The sequence below is a fragment of the Streptomyces klenkii genome (assembly GCF_003626645.1).
Lineage (GTDB): Bacteria > Actinomycetota > Actinomycetes > Streptomycetales > Streptomycetaceae > Streptomyces > Streptomyces klenkii.
In genome coordinates this window covers 517,981-541,812 of the sequence record NZ_RBAM01000006.1, presented here as the reverse complement: position 1 = coordinate 541,812, position 23,832 = coordinate 517,981, and the positions used below count along the sequence as shown (strand labels likewise).

At 75.2% G+C, this 23,832-nt stretch carries 3 protein-coding genes, 1 rRNA gene and 1 pseudogene; 4 read left to right on the top strand and 1 reads right to left on the bottom strand.

What is annotated here, in order from left to right; all coding sequences use genetic code 11:
- Positions 1–126: ribosomal RNA gene (locus D7231_RS38515) — 16S ribosomal RNA — on the bottom strand; the annotation flags it as partial.
- 12 nt (positions 127–138) lie between these two features.
- Here D7231_RS38515 and D7231_RS38510 point away from each other — a divergent pair.
- The 4 genes and pseudogenes from D7231_RS38510 to D7231_RS17535 form a co-directional block, all read left to right on the top strand.
- A pseudogene (locus D7231_RS38510) lies at positions 139–306 on the top strand (phosphopantetheine-binding protein); the annotation flags it as partial.
- Between the two features lie 42 nt (positions 307–348).
- Positions 349–1,320 (top strand): ABC transporter substrate-binding protein, encoded by a 972-nt coding sequence (locus D7231_RS17545; protein ID WP_120756387.1) that lies wholly within the window; start codon positions 349–351, stop codon positions 1,318–1,320.
- A 106-nt stretch (positions 1,321–1,426) separates the two neighbouring features.
- A complete protein-coding gene (locus tag D7231_RS17540; RefSeq protein WP_120756386.1) occupies positions 1,427–14,050 on the top strand; it encodes a non-ribosomal peptide synthetase in 12,624 nt (4,207 codons plus the stop codon).
- Positions 14,047–23,802: a non-ribosomal peptide synthetase gene (locus D7231_RS17535; protein WP_120756385.1), complete on the top strand. Its 9,756-nt coding sequence runs from the start codon at positions 14,047–14,049 to the stop codon at positions 23,800–23,802. Before D7231_RS17540 ends, D7231_RS17535 begins: the two co-directional genes overlap by 4 nt.
- Positions 23,803–23,832: the final 30 nt, after the last annotated feature.

Sequence of the window (23,832 nt, the reverse complement as noted above, 5' to 3'; positions counted from 1 at the left end):
CATCCTGCACCGCCGGAGCTTTCCACCACCAGGGATGCCCCTAGTGGTCGTATCCGGTATTAGACCCCGTTTCCAGGGCTTGTCCCAGAGTGCAGGGCAGATTGCCCACGTGTTACTCACCCGTTCGGCGAGGAGCCCGGTGACGTTTCCGTCGACGAGAACCTTCAGGACCTCGGCCTCGACTCCATCCGCGTCATGACCCTCGTCGAGCGGTGGCGCGCCGCCGGCAACGACGTCGAGTTCGCCGCGCTCATCGAGGCCACCCCCACCATCCGCGGCTGGCACGAGCACCTGACCGCCGCCTGAGCCGCTCCCGCCCCACCCCCTTCACCACCCCCGAGGAGAACCATGAACACCCGTGCCGCCCGCGGCCGTACCGCCGCCGCACTCGCCGGCGCCGCCGCCCTGCTCACCCTGACCGCGTGCGGCGGCAACGGCTCGGGCGGCAAGGACGGGGACGACGCCGAGGGCGGCCGGGAGATCGAGGCGAGCAACGGCAAGGTCACCGTGCCCGCCGCCCCCAAGCGCATCGTCAGCATCTCCTACGCCACGGGCGCGCTCCTCGACCTCGGCGTCGAGCCCGTCGGCACCAGCGCCATCGACGAGAACAACCCCATGGAGCTGCTGCCCTCGCAGACCGAGCGGGCCAAGAAGATCACCTCGATCGGCTCGGGCATCGAGACCAACATCGAGAAGGTCGCCTCCCTCAAGCCTGACCTGATCGTCGTCGAAGGCGCCGCCGCCTTCGACTGGAACGTCAAGAAGCTCGAAGGCATCGCGCCCACGCTCTACTTCGGCATCAAGACCCCCGTCGACCTGCTCAACGCGCAGGAGAAGATCGCCCAGGCGGTCGGCAAGGAGGACGTCTTCACCAAGCTGAAGACCGGCTACCGGCAGAAGGCCGACCAGATCAAGAACACCTACGGGGACAAGCTCAAGAACCTGAACTGGGCCGTCGCCTCCTCCTACGGCAACGGCGAGTTCATCGTCGACACCCGTACGTCGTGGGTGGGCCGCGTCCTCGCCGACGTCGGCGCGAAGTTCGCCAAGGCGTCCGACGACGGCAAGGAGCACGAGGTGACGTACTCCCAGGAGAAGATCGACGCCCTGTCGGACGCCGACGTGATCCTCGTGCCGCGCATGTTCGCCACCGGCGAGGTGCCCAAGGAGGTCAAGGAGCTCCAGGGCAAGCCCTCCTGGAAGCTGCTGAAGGCCGCCAAGGACAACCACGTCCTGCCGGTCACCTACGCCACCACCGACCGCTACGGCACGTCCATCGACGTCCTCGGCCAGATCGAGAAGATCCTCAAGGGCCTGTAGCCCGGCCGACCGCAGCCGCCTCCACGGCACACCCCCACCACCCCCACGGCACACCCCACCCCCACCGCACTCCCTCCCCGTACCACGAACGACCCGGAAGGCCGGCATGTCAGAGGTGACCAGCGACGCAGGACGGTTCCTGGAGCTCACGCGAGCCCAGGAGGGAGTGCTGGCGGCGCAGCGGATCGACCCGGACAACCCCGCCTACAACGTCGGCCAGTACGTGGAACTGCGGGGCGCGATCGACGCCGCCGCCCTGGAGGAGGCCCTCCGCCGCACCCTCGCCGAGGCCGACGGCCTGCACGTCCGGCTCGCCGAGCAGGACGGCCGCACGGTGCTGCGCCCGGTCCCCTTCGACGCCGGGGCCTGGCACCTGCCCCGCCTCGACACGGCCGGCGCCGCCTCCCCGGTCGACGCCGCCGTCGCGCTCGTCCGCGACCAGCTCGCCTGCCCGCCGCGCCTGGAGCCCACCGACGGCTCCGGCGCGGCCCCGGCCCTGACCGGCTCCCTGCTGGTGACCGTCGCCCCCGGCCACCACCTGTGGTTCCAGTACTTCCACCACCTCGTCGTCGACGGCTACAGCGTCGCCCTCTTCACGCGCCGCGTCGCCGCCGTCTACACCGCCCTCGTCCGCGGCGAGGACGTGCCCGCCTCGCCGTTCGAACCCGCGGCCCGGCTGGCCGACGCCGATGCCGCCTACCTCGCCTCGGACAAGCCCGCCGCCGACCGCGCCTACTGGACCGCCCGGCACACCGGCCGCCCCCGCGTCACCGGCCTGACCGAGCAGACCGCGCAGGCCTCCCGGACCTCCCTGCGGCACCGCACGAGCCTCGGCGCGGAGCGCTCCGCCGCCGTCCTGGCCCGCGCCGCCGCAACCCGCGGCACCTGGGCCGAGGCCGCCGTCGCCGCCGTCTCCGGCTACCTGCACCGCATGACCGGCACCACCGACGCGGTCCTCGGCATGCACTTCATGGCCCGCAGCGCGCCCGGCACCATGCGCGTCCCCGGCATGGCCGTCAACGTGCTGCCCGTCCGCCTCTCCGTCCAGGGCACCGACACCTTCCCGGACCTCGTCCGGCGCGCCGCCCGCGAACTCAAGGACGCCCGCCGCCACCAGCACTACCGCGGCGAGGACATCCGGCGCGACCTCGGCCTCGTCGGCAGCGACGAACGGCTCCACGGGCCGATGCTCAACCTCAAGCCCTTCGACCTCGACCTCGACTTCGCCGGCGTCCCCGGACGCACCGTCAACCTCGCCTCCGGGCCCGTCGAGGACCTGTCCGTGTCGGTCAGCAAGAGCCCCGACGACGTCCTCCACCTCGAATTCGACGCCAACCCCGCCCTCTACGACGCCGCCGCGCTCGCCGCGCACGCCGAGCGGTGCACCGACTTCATGGGACGCCTCGCCGCCGACCCGGACCTGACTCTGGATCAGGCCCGGCTGCTCGCCGACGGCGAGCACGTGGACGTCCTGCGCACCTGGAACGCCACCGGCCGCGACGTCGCCCCGGCCACCCTCCCCGGTCTGATCGCCGAGCGGGCCGCGGCCACGCCCGACGCCACCGCCGTCGTCTTCGAGGACGAGCACCTCACCTACCGCGAACTCGACGCGCGGGCCGGGGCGCTGGCCCGTACGCTCACCGCCGCCGGCGCGGGCCGGGACACCGTCGTCGCCGTCGCCGTGCCGCGCTCCGCCGAGCTCATGGTCGCCCTCCTCGGCGTCCTGAAGTCCGGCGCCGCGTACCTGCCGCTGGACACCGACTACCCGGCCGAGCGGCTCGCCACCATGGTCGAGGACGCGGGGCCGGTGCGGGTCGTCACCGTGCCCGCCGTGCTCGACCGCCTGCCGCAGGGCGCCCGGGACGTGGCGCTGCTGCTGGACGAGGCGGACGGTGATGGAGGCGATGCCGGCGGCGTCGAGGCCCCCGCCCCCGGCGACCCCGCCTACGTCATCTTCACCTCCGGCTCCACCGGCCGCCCCAAGGGCGTCGTCGTCACCCACCGCGCCATCGTCAACCGCCTCGCCTGGATGCAGCACGCTTACCGCCTGCGCCGGGACGACCGCGTCCTCCAGAAGACGCCCGCCAGCTTCGACGTCTCCGTCTGGGAGTTCTTCTGGGCGCTGTGCGAGGGCGCCACCGTCGTCCTCGCCCGCCCCGAAGGCCACAAGGACGCCGCCTACCTGGCCCGGCTCGTCGCCGAACAGCGCGTCACCACCCTCCACTTCGTGCCCTCCATGCTCCGCGCCTTCCTGGAGGAGCCCACGGCCGCCGAGGCCTGCGCCGGGCTGCGGCGGGTCTTCTGCTCCGGCGAGGCACTGCCCGGCGACGTCGTCGACCGCTGGTACGCCGCGCTGCCGGACGTGCCCCTGCACAACCTGTACGGGCCGACGGAGGCCGCCGTCGACGTCACGTACCACCGGACGGAGCCCGGTTCCGGCGTCGTACCGATCGGGCGACCGGTGTGGAACACGCGCCTGTACGTGCTGGACGCGGCCCTGCGTCCCGTGCCGGTGGGCGTGCCCGGTGAGCTGTACCTCGCCGGTGACCAGCTTGCCCGCGGCTACCTCGGCCGCCCCGGCCTGACCGCCTCCCGCTTCGTCGCCGACCCCTACGATGACGGTGCGCGCATGTACCGCACGGGCGACCTCGTCCGGTGGGCGCCCGGAGGTGTCGTCGAATACCTCGGCCGCACCGACGACCAGGTCAAGGTGCGCGGGTTCCGCATCGAGCTCGGCGAGATCGAGGCCGCGCTGGAGGCCCTGCCCGGCGTCGCGCAGGCCGCCGTCACCGCCCGCGAGACGGTGCCCGGCGGTCCGCGCCGCCTCGCCGGCTACGCCGTCCCCGCCGCGGGCGCCGCCCTCGACGCCGAGGCGCTGCGCGCCGGGCTGGCCGCCACGCTGCCCGAGCACATGGTGCCGCCCGTGGTGGTGCTCCTGGACGCCCTGCCCCTCAGCCTCAACGGCAAGCTCGACCGCAAGGCCCTGCCCGAGCCCGCCCCCGCGGCGGCCACGGCCTCGCGGGCTCCCCGCACGGAGGCCGAGCGGGTGCTCGGCGCGCTCGTCGCCGACATCCTCGGCCTGGACGCGGCCGGGCCCGACGACAACTTCTTCTCCCTCGGCGGCGACAGCATCTCCGCCATCCAGCTCGGCAGCCGCGCCCGCCAGGCCGGCTGGGGCATCACGCCCCGCGTGGTCTTCGAGCGCAAGACGATCGCCGCGGTGGCGGCTGTCGCCGAACCCCTCGGCGGTACGGCCACCGCCGACCTGCGCGAGGACGCGGAGGGCGCACTGCCGCCCACCCCCATCACGGAGTGGCTCCGCGAACGCGGCGGCCCGATCGACCACTTCGCCCAGACGACGGTCGTCACGGTCCCGGCCGGCCTCGACGGGGAGCGCCTGAGGGGCGCCCTCGACGCCCTGACGGCACATCATGACGCGCTGCGTCTGCGGCTGATACCGGGCGGCGCCACGGGAGCCGAAGGATCGGAGCGCGCCCGTGAAACCGGCGCCGGGCCCCGGCCCGCCGAGGACTCCGGATCCGGCGGCTACGGCGGCTTCGACGGCGCCCCCGGTGCCGGGGACTGGTCCACCGAGATCCTCCCTGAAGAATCCGCCCCCACCATCACCCTCCACCACGTCGACCTCACCCGTACCCCCGCCGGCAGCGTCGGCCCCGCCGTCGAGCGCGAGCGCGACGCCGCCGCCGGCCGGCTCGATCCCGCCGCCGGGGCCGTCCTCGCCGCCACCTGGTGCGACCTGGGCCCGGACACCCCCGGGCGGCTCGTGCTCGCCGTCCACCACCTCGCCGTCGACGGCGTCTCCTGGCGCATCCTGCTGCCCGACCTGCGCGCCGCCTACGAAGGCCGCCCGCTCGCCCCCGCGAGCACGCCGCTGCGCCGCTGGGCCCGCGGCCTCCACGCCGCCGCCACCAGCGACGCCGTCCGCGCCCAGCTGCCGTTCTGGCGGGAGGTACTCGCCCCCGGGGCGGGGCCGCTGCTCGGGGAGCGGGCCGTCGACCCGGCCCGGGACACCGCCGGCACGAGCCGTACCCTCCGCCTGACCCTGTCCGCCGAGCGCACCGCGCCGCTCCTCGACCGGGTGCCGGCCACCCGCCGCGCGGGCGTCGACCACGTGCTGCTCGCCGGGCTCGCCCTCGCGTTCGCCGGCCGCCGCCGCGACCTGCTGATCCGTAGGGAAGGACACGGCCGCCAGGACCACCTCGTGCCCGGCGCCGACACCGCCCGCACCGTCGGCTGGCTCACCAGCGAGTTCCCCGTACGCCTGGACCTCGAAGCCCTCGGCGAGGACCCGGGCCGGGCCCTCGCCCTCGTCAAGGAGCAACTGCGGTCCCTGCCCGACGACGGCACGGGCTACGGCCTCCTGCGCCACCTCGACCCCCGGGCGCGCGGAGAACTCGCGGCAGCCCCCGCCCCGCAGCTCCTCTTCAACTACCTCGGCCGGTTCGCCTCCGACGACAGCCTCTGGGGCACGGGCACGACCGGCGACGCCTTCGCCGCGAACGCCGACCCGCAGCTCCCCGCCCTCCACGCCCTGGAGATCGGCGCCTTCGTCCACGACCGGCCCGCGGGCCCCGAGCTCACCGCCGTCCTGACCTGGCCGGAGGGTGTCCTCACCGAAGACGCCGTGCGCGCGGTCGCGGACCGCTGGTTCCGCGCCCTCGACGCGCTGACCGCTCACGCCGCGCGCCCCGGCGCCGGCGGGCTCACCCCCTCCGACGTGCCGCTCGCCGGCATCGGCCAGGACGCCCTCGACCGCGTCCAGGCCGCCCGCCCCGGCACCGAGGACGTCCTGCCGCTCTCCCCGCTCCAGGACGGGCTCCTCTTCCACTCCCTCTACGAGACCACCGCCGACGACCTCTACACCTCCGTCACCGGCCTGGACCTCACCGGCCCGCTCGACGAGGCCGCCCTGCGCCGCGCCGTCGACGCCGTCGTGGCCCGCCACCCCGCCCTGCGCGCCGGCTTCGACCACACGAGCGCCGACCACCCCCTCCAGACGATCGCCGGCCGGGTCACCGTCCCCTGGACCGTCCACGACCTCACCGGCACCCCGGCCGACGCCCTCGGCGCCGCCGTGGACGCCGTCGAGACCGCCGAGGCCACCGCGCCCTTCGACCTCGCCCGGCCGCCCCTCCTGCGCTGCGCCCTGCTGCGCACGGGCGACGAACGGCACCGCCTCGTCCTGACCCGCCATCACATCGTGATGGACGGCTGGTCCACACCCGTCATGCTGCGCGAGATCATCAGCGCGTACGCGGCCGGCGGCGACGCCTCCGCCCTGCCGCCCGCCGCCTCGTACGCCGACCACCTCGCCTGGCTGGCCCGCCAGGACGACACGGCGCACGCCGCCGCCTGGGCCGAGGCCCTGGACGGACTGACGACACCCACCCTGCTCGCCGGGACCCTGGCCCACGAGGCCACCGCCGGGACGGGCGCCCGCGCCGGCGAGGTGGACCTGCCGCTGCCCGCGGACACCGTCACCTCCCTGACCGGCCTCGCCCGCAGCCACGGCCTGACCCTCAACACCCTCGTGCAGGGCGCCTGGGCCGTCCTGCTGAGCCGCCTCACCGGCCGCACGGACGTCGTCTTCGGCGCGACCGTCTCCGGCCGCCCCGCCGACGTGCCCGGTGTGGAGTCGATCGTCGGCCTCTTCAGCAACACCGTCCCCGTCCGCTTCGCCCTGGACGAGGACGAGACCGTCGCCGCCGCCCTGGCCCGCCTCCAGGAACAGCAGGCGCAGCTCCTCGACCACCAGTACGCGGGCCTCGCCGGCATCCAGGCCCGGGCCGGCCTCGGCACGCTCTTCGACACCCTGCTCGTCTTCGAGAACTACCCCGTCGACCCCGACGAGCTCACCGCCCCCGACCCCGCCGGCCGCCCCGGCCGCCTGCGCGTCACCGGCATCGGCAACCGCGGCGCCACCCACTACCCGCTGACCGTCCTCACCCTCCCCGGCGACGCGCCCCGCATCACCGTCGAGTACCGCCCGGACACCTTCACCGCCGCCCGCGCCGCCGACCTCGGCCACCGCCTGCTGCGCCTGCTCGCCGCCATGGCCGCCCGCCCCGGGGCCACGGTCGGCTCCCTCGACATCCTCGGCCCCGCCGAGCGGCACACCCTCCTGCACACCTGGAACGACACCGCACGCGACGTGCCCGAAGGGACCGTCGTCGACGCCTTCGAAGCCCAGGCGGCCGCCACCCCCGGCGAAACCGCCGTCGTCTGCGGCGACACCCGCTGGAGCTACGCCGCACTCGACGCCCGCGCCGACGCCGTCGCCCGCCGGCTCGCCGCCCTCGGCGCCGGCCCGGACACGGTCGTGGCCCTGGCCCTGCCCCGCTCGGCGGACCTCGTCGCCGCCGTCCTCGGCACGCTGAAGGCCGGCGCCGCCTACCTGCCCGTCGACCTCGACCACCCGGCCGAGCGCGTCGCCCTGATGCTGGAGGACGCCGCCCCCCTCGCGGTCCTGACGACCCGCCCGACCGCCCGGCGCCTGCCGGCCCTGACCGGCGACGCCTTCACGACGCTGTACGCGGAGGACGGCGCCGGCGGCGCCCCGGACGTCACTCCGGCGCGGCCCGCCCCCGGCGACCTCGCCTACGTCATCCACACCTCCGGCTCCACCGGCCGCCCCAAGGGCGTCCAGGTGCCCCACCGCGGCCTGGTCAACATGCTCGACCACCACCGCTCCACCGTCTTCGCCCGCGCCGTCGAAGCCGCCGGAGGCCGCCGCCTGCGCGCCGCGCACACGGCCTCGTTCTCCTTCGACTCCTCCTGGGAACAGCTCCTGTGGCTCATCTGCGGCCACGAACTCCACGTCTACGACGAGGAACTGCGCCGCGACCCGCAGGCGCTGGCCGCCCGGCTGCGCGCCGACCGCATCGACACCCTCGACGTCACCCCGTCCTTCGGCCGGCAGCTCGTCGAATGCGGCCTGCTGGAGGAGGGCGGCGACGGTCACCGCCCCGTCCTCTTCCTCCTCGGCGGCGAAGCCGTCGACGACGCCCTCTGGACGCGGATCCGCACGACCGAAGGCGTCATCGGCCACAACTTCTACGGCCCCACCGAGTACACCGTCGACACCCTCGGCGCCGCACTGGACGACAGCCCCACCCCGTCCGTGGGCCGGCCCATCGCCAACACCCGCGTCCACGTCCTCGACGCCCGCCTGCGGCCCGTGCCCGCCGGCGTCCCCGGCGAGCTGTACATCGCCGGCCCCGGCCTGGCCCGCGGCTACGGCAACCGGCCCGCGCTGACCGCCTCCCGCTTCGTCGCCGACCCGTTCTCCGGCAGCGGCGAGCGCATGTACCGCACCGGCGACGTCGTGCGCCGGCGCGCCGACGGCACCCTGGACTACCTCGGCCGCGACGACGACCAGGTCAAGATCCGCGGCTTCCGCGTCGAGACCGGCGAGGTCGAAGCGGCCCTCACCGCCCAGGAGGGCGTCGCGCAGGCCGCCGTGCTGGCCCGCGCGAGCGACACGGGCGTCAAGCGCCTCGTCGCCTACGTCGTCCCCGCCGCGGGAGCCGTCGCCGACCCCGCCGCGCTGCGGGCCGCGCTCGGCGCGCACCTGCCCGAGTACATGGTCCCGTCCGCCGTCGTCGTCCTCGGCGCCCTGCCCCTCAACGTCAACGGCAAGCTCGACCGGCAGGCCCTCCCCGAGCCCGGCGCCGCCGACTTCGCCGGCACCGGCGGGCGCGCCCCGCGCGACGAGCGCGAGGCCCTCGTGTGCGGCGCCTTCGCCGGCATCCTCGGCCTGCCCGCCGTCGGCGCCGACGACGACTTCTTCGCCCTCGGCGGCCACTCCCTGCTCGCCACCCGCCTCGTCGGCCGCATCCGCACCGCCCTCCGGACGGACCTCACCGTCCGCGACCTGTTCGAGGCCCGCACCCCGGCCGCCCTCGCACGCCGCACGCGGCACACCGGCCCCGGCCGGTCCGGCCCCACCGCCCGGCCGCGGCCCCCGCACCCGCAGGAGCTGCCGCTGTCGCCCGCCCAGGCCCGCCTGTGGTTCCTCCACCACCTCCAAGGCCCCTCCACCGCCTACACCATCCCCTGCTCGCTGCGCATCGACGGCACCGTCGACACCGACGCCCTGCGTGCCGCGTTCGCCGACGTCGTCGCCCGCCACGAAGCCCTGCGCACGGTCTATCCCGACACTGACGGCCGCCCCTACCAGAAGATCCTCGCCCCCGAGGACGCCCATGTGCCCTTCTCCGTACGGGAAGTGACGCCGCAGCAGCTGGACGAGGCCGTCGCCGAGGCGGGCGCGCACGCCTTCGACCTCGCCGCCGAACCGCCCGTCCGCGCCACGCTCCTCAGCAGCGGCCCCGGCACCCACGTCCTGTGCGTCGCCCTCCACCACATCGCCGGCGACGAGTGGTCCGAAGGCGTCCTGCTGCGCGACCTCGACACCGCCTACGCGGCCCGCCGCCGCGGCGAGGCGCCCGCATGGCCGCCGCTGCCCGTCCAGTTCGCCGACCACACCCTCTGGCAGCGCGACATGCTCGCCGACCCCGCGGCAGGCGACCGCCTCACCGCGTACTGGACCGAGCGCCTCGCCGGCCTGCCCGACGAACTGCGCCTGCCCGCCGACCGGCCCCGCCCGGCCGAGCCGAGCGGCCGCGGCGGCGCCGTCCGCCTGCGCCTGCCCGCCGCCCTGCACGAGGCGCTGCGCGGCTACGCGCACCGCACCGGCACCACCCCCTTCATGGTCACCCAGGCGGCCGGCGCCCTCCTGCTCGGCGCCCTCGCCGGCACGCACGACGTGGCCCTCGGCACGCCGGTCGCCGGCCGCTCCGACGAGGCCGTCGAGAACGTCGTCGGCTTCTTCGTCAACACCCTCGTCATGCGCCACGACCTGTCCGGGACGGACGGGGGCGGCGCGCCCACCTTCGACGAACTCGTGCTGCGCGCACGGGAAACGGTCCTGGGCGCGCTCTCCCACCAGGACCTCCCGTTCGACAAGCTCGTGGAGATCGCCGCCCCCGAGCGCTCGCTCGGCCGCCACCCGCTGTTCCAGGTGATGGTCCAGCACCGCAAGGAGGCCGCGGGCCTGGACCGCCTCCTCGGCGCGCGCACCACGCTGCTGCCCGACCCGCTGCACGCCGCCCGCTTCGACCTCGCCTTCACCTTCGTGGAGTCCGCCGACGGCACGCACACCGACCTGACGGTCATTCACGCCAGCGACCTGTACGACCACGAGACGGCAGGCCTGCTCGGCGACCGCCTCCTGCACGTCCTCGGCCAGGCCCTCGCCGCGCCCGGCCGCCCCGTCGACCGCGTCGACGTGATGAGCCCGGGAGAGAGCCGGGCGCTGGCGGAGGAGTGGAACGCCACGGACCGGGCCGTGCCCGGGGGCACGCTCGTCACGCGGTTCGCGGACCGGCTGGCGGCCGCGCCCGACGCCACCGCCGTCGTCTTCGAGGGCCGGACCCTCACGTACCGCGAACTCGACGCCCTCGCCGGGCGCCTGGCCCGTACGCTGGCCGCCGCCGGGGCGGGACCGGACCGGGTCGTCGCCGTGGCGGTGCCGCGCTCGGCGCAGCTGATGGTCGCCTTGCTGGCCGTACTGAAGTCCGGCGCCGCCTACTTGCCCCTGGACCTCGACTACCCGGCCGAGCGGCTCGCCTACATGATCGAGGACGCGGCACCGGTGTGCGTGGTCACGGCGGCGACCGAGGCGGACCGCCTCTCGGCGACGGCCGACGTCCCGGTCGTCCTGGTGGACGGGGCGGCCGAGCCGCCCTCGCAGGCCACTGCCCTGCGGCCTGCGGCGGGGCCCGGGCATGCTGCTTACGTCATCTACACCTCCGGTTCCACCGGGCGCCCCAAGGGCGTCGTCGTCAGCCACCGCGCCATCGTCAACCGTCTCGACTGGATGGCGGAGACGTACGGTTTCGGGCCGCAGGACCGGGTTCTCCAGAAGACTCCGGCGAGCTTTGATGTGTCCGTCTGGGAGTTCTTCCTGCCGCTGGTCAGCGGCGCCGCCGTGGTCCTCGCCCGGCCGGGCGGCCACCGTGAGCCCGACCACCTGGCGGAGCTGGCCGCGCGTTCGGGCATCACCGCCGCGCACTTCGTGCCGTCCATGCTCACGGCTTTCACGACTGCGGCTGAGCAGGACGAGGCGATCCGTACGGGCTTCGGCGGCGTGCGCCGTGTCTTCTGTTCCGGTGAGGCGCTGCCCGCCGCGGCCGTGGACCGGTTCGCGGCGCTGTGGCCGGACATCGAGCTGCACAACCTGTACGGGCCGACCGAGGCTGCCGTCGACGTCACGTACCACCGCGCCGAGCCCGGCGCCGGCACTGTCCCCATCGGGCGACCGGTGTGGAACACCCGTCTGCACGTCCTGGACGCGGCCCTTCGGCCCGTGCCGGTGGGCGTCCCCGGCGAGCTGTACCTGGCCGGTGACCAGCTGGCCCGCGGCTACCTCGGCCGCCCCGGCCTGACCGCCTCCCGCTTCGTCGCCGACCCGCACGCCGATGGTCAGCGCATGTACCGCACGGGCGACCTCGTACGCCGCCGCCCGGACGGCGCAGTGGAATACCTGGGCCGTACCGACGACCAGGTCAAGGTCCGCGGTTTCCGCATCGAGCTCGGCGAGATCGAGGCCGCGCTGACCGCCCTGCCCGGCGTGGCCCAGGCCGCCGTCGCCGCTCGCCCCCTGGCGCCCGGCGGCGCCCCGCAGCTCGTCGCCTACGCCGTCCCCGCCCCCGGCGCCGCCCCTGACGCGCAGGAACTGCGCGAGGCCCTGGCAGGGCAGCTGCCCGAGCACATGGTGCCCGCCGTCGTCACCCTGCTGGACGCGCTCCCGCTGAGCGTCAACGGCAAGCTCGACCGCAAGGCGCTCCCCGAACCGGCCCGCGCCGCCGCGGCCCGCCCGGCCGCACCCGCCCCGGCCCGCGGGGGCAGCCCGGCCGCGGCCATGGCCCGGGTGTTCGCCGAGATCCTCGGCCTGCCCGAAGTCGGCGAGAACGAGAACTTCTTCGCCCTGGGCGGCGACAGCATCGTCTCCATCCAGCTCGTCAGCACCGCCCGCAAGGCCGGCTTCACCATCGCCGCCAAGGACGTCTTCCAGCACCCCACACCGGCCGCCCTGGCCGCCGCGGGCCGCCCCGCGGACCAGGAACCGGCCGGCGCCTCCGCCGCACCGGCCGTCGCCGAGGAAGCCGAGGACGGCGAGTTCCCGCCGCTGCCCGTCGTGCACTGGCTGCGCGAACGCGGCGGCCCGGTCGACCGGTTCAACCAGTCCGTCCTGCTCACCGTCCCCGCCGGACTGCGGCCCGCTCCGCTCCGCGAGGCCCTCGCCGACCTCGCCCGCAACCACCCCGCCCTGCGGCTCCGCCTGGACCGGACCGGCGGCCTGTGGACCCAGGAGATCCTGCCCGCCGCCGAGGCCCCCGCCGTCACCGACCCGGCGACCCTGCGCCGCGCCGACATCACCGGCCTGGACGCGACCGCCCTGCACGAGCTGCTCACCAAGGAGGCCGACGCCTCCGCCGCCGCCCTCGACCCCGGCAGCGGTACCGTCCTGCGCGCCCTGTGGTGTGACGCGGGCCCCGGCGCCGACGGCAGGCTGCTGCTCACCGTCCACCACCTGGCCGTCGACGGCGTCTCCTGGCGCATCCTCGTCCCGGAGCTCGCCGACGCCTACGCCGCCCGCGCCGCGGGCCGCGCACCCGCCCTCGAACCCGAGGCGACCGGGCCGCGCGCCTGGGCCGCGCAGCTGCTGCACCACGCCCACACCCGTGCCCGTACCGCCGAAGCCGCCTACTGGCGCACCGCGCCGGCCGGGCCGCAGGCCCCGCTCTCCCGCACCGCCGCCGACCCGCGCCGCGACACCACGGCGACCCTGCGCACCCTGCGGATGACCCTGCCCGCCGACCGCACCGAGCCCCTGCTGACCGCCGTGCCGCAGGCCTTCTCCGCGGGCGTGGACGACGTCCTGCTGGCCGGGCTGGCCGTGGCCGCCGCCGACGTGCGCCGCACCGCGGACCCCGGCCTGCCCGCCGCGCACACCGGCGCCTTGCAGATCGACCTGGAGGGCCACGGGCGCGGCGGCAGCGAGGGCCTCGCCGCGGACCTCTCCCGCACCGTCGGCTGGTTCACCACCGTCCACCCCGTACGCCTGGACGTGAGCGGCGTGGACCTCGCCGAAGCGCTGGCCGGCGGCCGGCAGGCCGGGGCGGCCCTCAAGCAGGTCAAGGAACAGCTCCGGGCCGCCCCTGACCGCGGCCTCGGGTACGGGCTCCTGCGCCACCTCAACGCGCAGACCGCGCCCGCCCTGGCCGCCCTTCCCGGCTCGCAGGTGCTGTTCAACTACCGCGGCCGCACCGACCACGGCGCCACCACCGAGGCCGGCGCCCGCCACTGGGCGTTCGCCCCGGACGCGGAACGCGCCGCCGTCGCCGAGGGCGCCGCGCCCGACGCCGCCATGCCCGCCCCGTACCCGCTGGAGATCGACGCCGTCGTCCGCTCCGGCGCCGCCGGGCGGCCCGAGCTGGCCGTCGAATGGAGCTGGCCGCAGGCCCTGTTCACCGAAGACCAGGTCGCCGCCCTGGCCACGCGCTGGTTCGACGCCCTCGACGCGCTCGCCCGGCACGCCGCCGCACCCGACGCGGGCGGCATCACGCCCTCCGACGTCCGCCTCGTCTCCCTCGACCAGGCCCGCATCGACCGCCTCGAATCCCGCCTGCGCAGGCGCCGATGACCACCCCGCACGGGACGTACGAGGGCCCGGCCCCCGCCCTCCCCGCCCACACCCCCGCCGCCCACTCCACGACCGAGAGCGCCGCCATGACTGACTCCACCGACCTGAACCCGGCCGACGACTCCGGCGCCGGATCCGCGCTCGAGGACGTCTACCCGCTGTCCTCCCTCCAGGAGGGCCTGCTCTTCCACGCCGTCTACGACGACGGCTCCCGCGACGTCTACGTCGTCCAGTCCCACCTCGACCTCGCCGGCCCCCTCGCCACGGCCGGCCTCGCCGCCGCCACCGACGCCCTGCTGCGCCGCCACGCCAACCTGCGCGCCGGGTTCTGGTACGACGACGGCGAGGACCCCGTCCAGTTCGTGCAGCGCCGGGTCGAAACGCCCCTGCGCGAACTCGACCTCACGGCGCACGAGCCCGGCGACGACCGCGACCGGGCCGTGGCCGCCGCCATGGACGAGGACTGGAACCACCGCTTCGACCTCGCCGAACCGCCGCTCCTGCGACTGACCCTGCTGCGCCTCGGCCCGGACGCCGCCCGGCTCGTCGTCACCTGCCACCACCTCCTCCTCGACGGCTGGTCCATGCCGATCCTCGTGCGGGAGCTGCTCACCCTCACCGGCTCCGGTGGTGACCCGGCCGCACTGCCGCCCGTCCGCCCCTACCGCGACCACCTCGAACTGCTCGCGGCACGGGACGCCGACGCCGCCCGGCGCGCCTGGGCCGCCGCCCTCGACGGCATCACCGAGGCCCACCCCGTGGCCCCCGGCGCGAGCCTGGGCACCGCGGCCGAACCGGCGGACGCCGAGGCCGAGGCCGGCCCGGAGCTGACCGCCGCCCTCACCGCCGCGGCCCGCGCCCGCGGCCTGACGCTCGGCAACGTCCTGCACACGCTGTGGGGCGTCCTCGTGGGCTCCCTCACCGGCGCCGACGACGTCGTCAGCGGCACCACCGTCTCCGGCCGCCCCGCGGACCTGCCCGGCGCCGACACCATGGTCGGCCTGTTCATCAACACCCTGCCGGTCCGCGTCCGCCTGGCACCCGGCGCGACGCTCGCCGCGACCGCCGCCGCCGTCCAGGCCGAGCAGGCCGCCCTGATGGACCACCAGCACCTCGGCCTGGGCGGCATCCAGCGCCTGACCCCCGTCGAAGGCCCCCTCTTCGACACCTTGCTGGTGGTGGAGAACTACGCCGGCAGCGACGACGTCTCCGGCACCCTCGGCGCGGCCGCGGCCACCAGTGGCCTGAAGGTCACCGGACTCGGAGCCCGCGACGCCACCCACTACCCGCTGACCATGCGCGTCCTGCCCGGCGGCGACACCCTGCGCCTGGAGCTCGGCTACCGCACGGACGTGTTCGACCACGCGGCCGCCGAGCGCATCACCCACCGCTTCCTGCACCTCCTTACCCTCTTCGCCGAGGCCCCCGAGACGCCGCTGGCCCGCCTCGACCTGCTGCTCCCGGACGAGAGCCGGGCGCTGGCGGGGGAGTGGAACGCCACGGACCGGGCCGTGCCCGGGGGCACGCTCGTCACGCGGTTCGCGGAGCGGCTGGCGGCGGCACCGGACGCGACGGCGGTGGTCTACGAGGACCGCGAGCTGACGTACCGACAACTCGACGAGCTGTCAGACGCCCTGGCCGGCGAGCTCGCCGCCGCCGGTGCCGGCCCCGACCGGATCGTCGCCGTGGCCGTGCCGCGCTCGGCCGAGCTGATGGTGTCCCTGCTGGCCGTGCTCAAGTCCGGCGCCGCCTACCTGCCGTTGGACCTCGACCACCCCGCTGACCGCCTGTCCGGGATGACCGACGACGCCGCACCCGTGTGCGTGCTGACCGTGGAGGCCGAGCGGGACCGGCTCACCTGGCTCCGGGACGTGCCCGTCGTCCTCGCCGACGCCCCCCGCGCCGCCGACGTGCCGCCCGCACAGGCCGCCGCGGGCCCGCAGCACGCCGCGTACGTCATCTACACCTCCGGGTCCACCGGCCGCCCGAAGGGCGTGGTGGTCACCCATGAGGCGATCGTGAACCGCCTGGACTGGATGCGGGAGGCGTACGGCTTCGGGCCGGCGGACCGGATCTTGCAGAAGACTCCGGCGAGCTTCGACGTGTCCGTCTGGGAGTTCTTCCTGCCGCTGGTCAGCGGCGCCGCCGTGGTTCTCGCCCGGCCGGGCGGCCACCGCGAGCCCGACCACCTCGCGGAGCTGGCCGTGCGCTCCGGCGTCACGACGGCGCACTTCGTGCCGTCCATGCTCACGGCGTTCACCGCGGCGGCTGAGCAGGACGAGGCGATCCGTACGGGCTTCGCGGGCGTGCGTCGTGTCTTCTGTTCCGGTGAGGCGCTGCCGCCCGCGGCCGTGGACCGGTTCGCGGCGCTGTGGCCGGAGATCGAGCTGCACAACCTGTACGGGCCGACCGAGGCCGCCGTCGACGTCACGTACCACCGGACGGAGCCCGGTTCCGGCGTCGTACCGATCGGGCGACCGGTGTGGAACACGCGCCTGTACGTGCTGGACGCGGCCCTGCGTCCCGTGCCGGTGGGCGTGCCCGGCGAGCTGTACCTCGCCGGCGTCCAGCTGGCCCGCGGCTACCTCAACCGCCCGGGGCTGACGGCCTCCCGCTTCGTCGCCGACCCGCACGCCGATGGTCAGCGCATGTACCGCACCGGCGACCTGGTCCGCCGCCGCGCCGACGGCGCAGTGGAATACCTGGGCCGTACCGACGACCAGGTCAAGGTCCGCGGTTTCCGCATCGAGCTCGGCGAGATCGAGGCCGCGCTGACCGCCCTGCCGGACCTGGCCCAGGCCGCCGTCCTGGTCCGCACCACCCCCGCCGGCGCCCAGCACATCGTCGCCTACGTGGTCCCCGCCCCCGGCACCGCCCCGGACCCCGGCGCGCTGCGCGACGCGTGCGCGGCCCGGCTGCCTGCGTACATGGTCCCGTCCGCCTTCGTGACCCTCGACGCCCTCCCGCTCGGCGTCAACGGCAAGCTCGACCGCGCCTCCCTGCCCGACTCCCTCCCGGACGCCGCCGCGCCCGCCGCCGACCGCGCACCGGCCACCCCGGCCGAGGCCACGCTGTGCGCCCTCTTCGCCGAGGTCCTCGAACTCCCCGGCGCCGGCGTCCACGACGACTTCTTCCGGCTCGGCGGCGACAGCATCGTCTCCATCCGCCTCGTCGGCGCCGCACGCGCCGCGGGCCTCGCCCTCAGCCCGCGCGACGTCTTCGAAGCACGCACCCCCGCCGCCCTGGCCGAGCGGGCCGACCGGACACCCGCCGCCGGTGCCGGCGGCCCGGCGGCCGCCGCCGAACTGCCCGAGCCCACCGAACAGGACATGGCGGCCGTCCGCGCCGCCGCCCCCGACTCCACCGCCATCTGGCCGCTCTCCCCGCTCCAGCAGGGCCTGCTCTTCGAGGCCCTCTACGACGAGGACGCCCTCGACGTCTACACGTCCCGCGACGTCGTCACCCTGCGCCGCCCCGTCCCCGCGGACATCCTGCGCACCGCCGTGACCGCCGTCCTCGACCGGCACCCCAACCTGCGCGCCGGCTTCCTCCACGACGGCCTCGACCGTCCCGTCCAGTTCATCCCGGCCACCGCGGCGGTGCCCGTCACCGAGACCGACCTGCGCGCCCTCCCCCCGGAGGCCGCCGGCACCGAACTGCGCCGGCTCCGGGACGCCGAGGCCCGCACCCGCTTCGACCTCGCCGCCCCGCCCCTGGTGCGCCTGGCTTCCGTCCTCACCCCCGACGGCCGCCAGCACATCCTCGTCACCCACCACATGCTGCTGTGGGACGGCTGGTCCACCGGCCTGTTCCTCCAGGAGCTCCTGGCCTGCTGCCAGGCGCTGGCGATCACCGGCACCCTGCCGCAGCCCGGCCCGGACGAGGACCCGGCCCACCGGCCCCTGGCCTACCGCGACTTCCTCGCCTGGCTCCACACCCAGGACACCGCCGCCGGCGAAGAGGCCTGGCGCTCCGCCCTGGCGGGCGTCGACGAGCCCACGCTCATCGCCCCGCAGGCCCGCGAGCGGGCCGCCCTGCTGCCCGAGCAGCACGACACGGAGCTGACGGCCGCCCAGACGTCCCGCCTCACCGGCTACGCCAGGACCCACGGCCTGACGCTCAACACCGTCCTCTCGGGCGCCTGGAGCCTGCTCCTCGCCGGCCTGACGGGCCGCCAGGACGTCGTCTTCGGCACCACCGTCTCCGGCCGCCCGGCGGAGCTGGCGGGCATCGAGCGCACCATCGGCATGTTCCTCAACACCGTCCCCGTACGGGCCCGCCTCGACCGCAACGAGACGGTCGTCGCGTACCTGACCCGACTCCAGGACGAACAGGCGGCGCTGCTGCCGCACCACCAGCTCAGCCTGGGCACCATCCAGCGCGCCGCGGGGGCCGGCCGCCTCTTCGACACCCTCCAGGTCCTGCGCAACACGCCCGTCGACCAGGACGAGCGCGACCGCATCGGGCAGGCACTCGGCGTGGACGACGTCACCGACGTGGACGCCACCCACTTCCCGCTGATCTTCGCGGCCAACCCGGGCGAACGGCTCGGCTTCGAATGGAAGTTCCGCCCCGACGCGTTCGACCGCACGACGGTCGAGGAGCACGGGGGCCGCCTCGTCTCCCTCCTGGAACAGATCACCGCGGACCCCGGCGTCCTCGTCCGCAGCCTCGACGTGCTCACGCGGGAGGAGCGGGGCGCGGTGCTGGGGGAGTGGGCGCAGACGCGGCGCGAGCTGCCGGACGCCTCGGTCGCCGACCTGCTGGCCGACCGGGCCGTCCGTACGCCGGATGCGGTGGCGCTGGTGGCGGGCGAGCGCACGTGGACGTTCGCCGAACTGGACGTTCAGGTGAACCGCCTGGCCCGGCTGTTCCTCGCCCGCGGCGCCGGCCCCGACCGGGTGGTGGCGCTGGGCCTGCCGCGCTCCCTGGAGATGGTGGCGGCACTGTTCGCGGTCCTGCGGGCCGGGGCCGCTTATCTGCCGCTGGAGCTGGATTATCCGGTGGATCGGCTGGCTTACATGGTCGAGGAGACCGCACCGGTCGTCCTCATCACGGACTCGTCCGTACGCGACCGCATGCCGGACGTGGACGGCGTTCCCCGCGTGGAGCTCGACGACCCCGCGGTAGCCACCGAGCTGGCCGGACTGCCCGGCGGGCCGGTGGGCGCGCGCGTCGACCTCGACGCCACCGCGTACGTGATCTTCACGTCCGGTTCGACGGGCCGCCCCAAGGGTGTCGTCACGCCCTACCGCGGCCTGACCAACATGCAGCTCAACCACCGCGAGGCGATCTTCAACCCCGTGGTGGAGGCGGCGGACGGCCGCCGGCTGCGGATCGCGCACACGGTGTCGTTCTCCTTCGACATGTCATGGGAGGAGCTGCTGTGGCTGGTCGAAGGACATGAAGTCCACGTTCTGGACGAGTCGCTGCGCCGTGACGCCGAGGGCCTGGCCGCGTACTGCGCTGATCAGGCCGTCGACGTCATCAATGTGACGCCGTCGTACGCCCAGGCGCTCGTCGAGTGCGGCCTGCTGGACGACGGACGCCACCGCCCCGTGCTGGTCCTCCTCGGCGGCGAGGCCGTCCCCGAAGCGCTGTGGACGCGCCTGAAGGAGACGCCGGGGCTCATCGGCTACAACCTCTACGGCCCCACCGAATACACCATCAACACCCTCGGAGGCGGCACGCTCGACAGCGACACCGCGACCGTGGGCCGCCCCATCTGGAACACCCGGGCGCACGTCCTGGACGCGTGGCTGCGTCCGGTCCCGGTCGGCGTCCCGGGCGAGCTGTACGTGTCCGGTGTCGGCCTGGCGCGCGGCTATCTGAACCGGCCGGGCCTGTCGGCGGGCCGCTTCGTCGCGGACCCGTTCGGCGAGCCGGGCGGCCGGATGTACCGCACGGGCGATGTCGTGAGGTGGCGGCGGGACGGGCTGCTGGACTTCCTGGGCCGGGCCGACGACCAGGTGAAGATCCGCGGCTACCGCGTCGAGCCGGGCGAGATCGAGGACGCGCTCACGCACCTGCCCTCCGTGGCTCAAGCGGCGGTGGTGGTCCGCGAGGACACGCCGGGCGTCAAGCGGCTCGCCGCCTACCTCGTCCCCGCCTCCGCGGACGGCATCGACGCCGCCGCGGTCCGCCGGGCCCTGGCCGAGTCCCTGCCCGAGTACATGGTCCCGTCCGCGTTCGTCGTGCTGGACGCGCTGCCGCTGACCGTCAACGGCAAGCTCGACCGCAAGGCCCTCCCCGCACCGGACCCCGCCGGGACGGGAGCCGGCCGCGCCCCCGCGAACGCCCGCGAAGAGCAGCTGTGCGCCCTGTTCGGTGAGGTGCTCGGGACCGGCCCCGTCGGCCCCGACGACCACTTCCTCGACCTCGGCGGCCACTCGCTGCTCGCCACCCGCCTCGTCAGCCGCATCCGTACGGCCCTCGGCACCGGCCTCGCCGTCCGGGACCTCTTCGAGGCCCCGACCCCGGCGGCGCTCGCCGAGCGCACCGCGGGGGAGACGGCGCAGGAGCGGCCCGCGCTCGTACGCCGCAAGCGCCCGGCCGAGCTGCCCCTCTCGCACGCCCAGCGCCGCATGTGGTTCCTCCAGAACCTCGACGGCTCCGGCGCCACGTACAACGTCCCGCTCGTCGTCCGCGTGAGCGGCGCTCTCGACCTGGACGCGCTGCGGCACGCCGTCGCCGACGTGACCGCCCGCCACGAGAGCCTGCGCACCGTCGTGGGCGAGCACGAGGGCCGCCCCGTCCAGCGCGTCCTCGACGCGCCGGACCCCGCCGCCGCACTGCACGTCGCCGCCACCACGGAGGAGACGCTCCAGGCCGACGTGGAGGCCGCCGTCCGGCACGGCTTCGACCTCGCGCGCGAACTGCCCCTGCGCGTCACCGTGCTGGAGGCCGGGCCCCGGGACCACGTCCTGGTGCTGCTCTTCCACCACATCGCCGGCGACGAGTGGTCGATGCTGCCGTTCGTCGACGACATCACCACCGCGTACACCCGCCGCGCGGAAGGCCGTGCCCCCGGCTGGCAGCCGCTGCCGGTGCAGTACGCGGACTACGCGCTGTGGCAGCGCGACCTGCTGGGCGATCCCGCGGACGAGAACAGCCTGCACAGCCGCCAGGCGGCGTACTGGAAGCAGGCCCTGGCGGGGCTCCCGGAGGAGCTCGCCCTGCCCACCGACCGCCCGCGGACGCAGGCCGCCGGGGCCGGGCTCCGGGGCGGCACCGTACGGGCCCAGGTGCCGCCGGCCGTCTACCGCGGGCTGCGCGACGCCGCCGCGGCCACGGGCACGACCACGTTCATGGTCCTGCAAGCGGCCGTCGCCACCCTGCTGCACCGGCTCGGCGCGGGCGACGACATCCCCCTCGGCGCCCCGGTCGCGGGCCGCGCGGACGCCGCCCTCGACGGGCTCGTCGGGTTCTTCGTCAACACCCTCGTGCTGCGCAACGACCTGTCCGGCGACCCGGCGTTCACCGAGCTCCTCGGCCGCGTCCGGGAGCAGGACCTCGCGGCCTTCGCCCACCAGGACCTGCCCTTCGACAGCCTCGTCGAGGCCGTCAACCCGCAGCGCGTCCCCGGCCGCCACCCGCTGTTCCAGGTGATGCTCGGGTACCGCAACAGCGACGGCGAGGCCCGCCGGCTCCTCGGGCTGGAGAGCCGCATCCTCCCCTTCGAGCTGGGTGCCGTGAAGTTCGAGCTCGACTTCAACTTCGAGGAGACCCCCTCCGCCGAAGAGATCGACATCGCCTTCGAGTACGCGGCCGGCCTCTACGACCGCTCCACCGCCGAGGCCCTCGTGGAGCGCCTCCTCTCCCTCCTCGCCCAGGTGGCCGAGGACCCGGCCCGCCGCGTCGGCTCCCTCGACGTGCTCACGCGGGAGGAGCGGGGCGCGGTGCTGGGGGAGTGGGCGCAGACGCGGCGCGCGCTGCCGGACGCCTCGGTCGCCGACCTGCTGGCCGACCGGGCCGTCCGTACGCCGGAGGCGGTGGCGCTGGTGGCGGGTGACCGGGTGTGGTCGTTCGCTGAGCTGGACGCACGGGTGAATCGTTTCGCCCGGCTGCTGACGGCGCGGGGAGCCGGCCCGGAGCGCGTGGTGGCGCTGGGCCTGCCGCGCTCGCTGGAGATGGTGGCGGCACTGTTCGCTGTGCTGCGCACCGGGGCCGCTTATCTGCCGCTGGAGCTGGACTATCCGGTGGATCGGCTGGCTTACATGGTCGAGGAGACCGCTCCGGTCGTCCTCATCACGGACTCGTCCGTACGCGACCGCATGCCGGACGTGGACGGCGTTCCGCGCGTGGAGCTGGACGACCCCGCCGTGGTGGCCGAACTGGCCGGGCTGTCCGACGGCCCGGCGGGCGTGCGGGTGGATCTCGACGCCGCCGCGTACGTGATCTTCACGTCCGGTTCGACGGGCCGCCCGAAGGGCGTGGTCACGCCCTACCGGGGCCTGACCAACATGCTCCTGAACCACCGCGAGGCGATCTTCAACCCTGTCGTGGAGGCGGCGGGCGGCCGCCGGCTGCGGATCGCGCACACGGTGTCGTTCTCCTTCGACATGTCGTGGGAGGAACTGCTGTGGCTGGTGGAGGGGCATGAGGTGCATGTCCTGGACGAGTCGCTGCGCCGTGACGCCGAGGGCCTGGCCGCGTACTGCGCTGACCAGGCGGTCGACGTCATCAACGTGACGCCGTCGTACGCCCAGGCACTGGTGGAGTGCGGCCTGCTGGACGAGGGACGCCACCGCCCGGTGCTGGTCCTCCTCGGCGGCGAGGCTGTTCCCGAGTCGCTCTGGACCCGGCTCTGCGAGACGCCCGGCCTCATGGGCTACAACCTCTACGGTCCGACCGAGTACACCATCAACACCCTCGGCGGCGGCACGCTCGACAGCGACACCGCGACCGTAGGCCGCCCCATCTGGAACACCCGCGCCTACGTGCTCGACGCGCGGCTGCGCCCGGTGCCCGTCGGGGTTCCCGGCGAGCTGTACGTGTCCGGTGTCGGTCTGGCGCGCGGCTACCTCGGCCGCCCCGGGCTGACCGCCGGCCGGTTCCTCGCCGACCCCTTCGGCGCGGCGTTCGGCGATCCGGGCGCTCGCATGTACCGCACGGGCGATGTCGTGAGGTGGCGGCGGGACGGGCTGCTGGACTTCCTGGGCCGGGCCGACGACCAGGTGAAGATCCGTGGCTACCGCGTCGAGCCGGGCGAGATCGAGGACGCGCTGACGGGACGTCCGGCGGTCGCGCAGGCGGCGGTGGTGGTCCGTGAGGACACGCCGGGCGTCAAGCGGCTCGCCGCCTACCTCGTCCCCGCCTCCGCGGACGGCATCGATGCCGCTGTCATCCGCCGCTCGCTCGCCGAGTCCCTGCCGGAGTACATGGTCCCGTCGGCGTTCGTCGTGCTGGACGCGCTGCCGCTGACCGTCAACGGCAAGCTCGACCGCAAGGCCCTCCCCGCGCCGACCGCGGCCGACATGGCCGCCGGCGGCGCGGGCCGCGCCCCGCGCGACGTGACGGAGAAGACGCTGTGCGACGTCTTCGCCGACGTGCTCGGGCTGCCCGAGGTCACCCTCGACGACGGCTTCTTCGACCTCGGCGGCCACTCGCTGCTGGCGATGACGCTCGTGCTCCGCATCCGCGAGGCCTTCGGCACCGGCGAGGCCGGCCCGGGCATCGCGGACCTGCTGGCGGGGCCCACCGTCGCCGAACTCGCCGCCCGCATCCGGGAATCCGCACCCGCAACTTCCTGACTCGTATCACCTCATCCACTCACCTCATCC

Coding starts and splice junctions, on each gene's coding strand:
- D7231_RS17545 (WP_120756387.1), top strand. CDS start 349: ATGAACACCCGTGCCGCCCGCGGCCGTACCGCCGCCGCACTCGCCGGC.
- D7231_RS17540 (WP_120756386.1), top strand. CDS start 1,427: ATGTCAGAGGTGACCAGCGACGCAGGACGGTTCCTGGAGCTCACGCGA.
- D7231_RS17535 (WP_120756385.1), top strand. CDS start 14,047: ATGACCACCCCGCACGGGACGTACGAGGGCCCGGCCCCCGCCCTCCCC.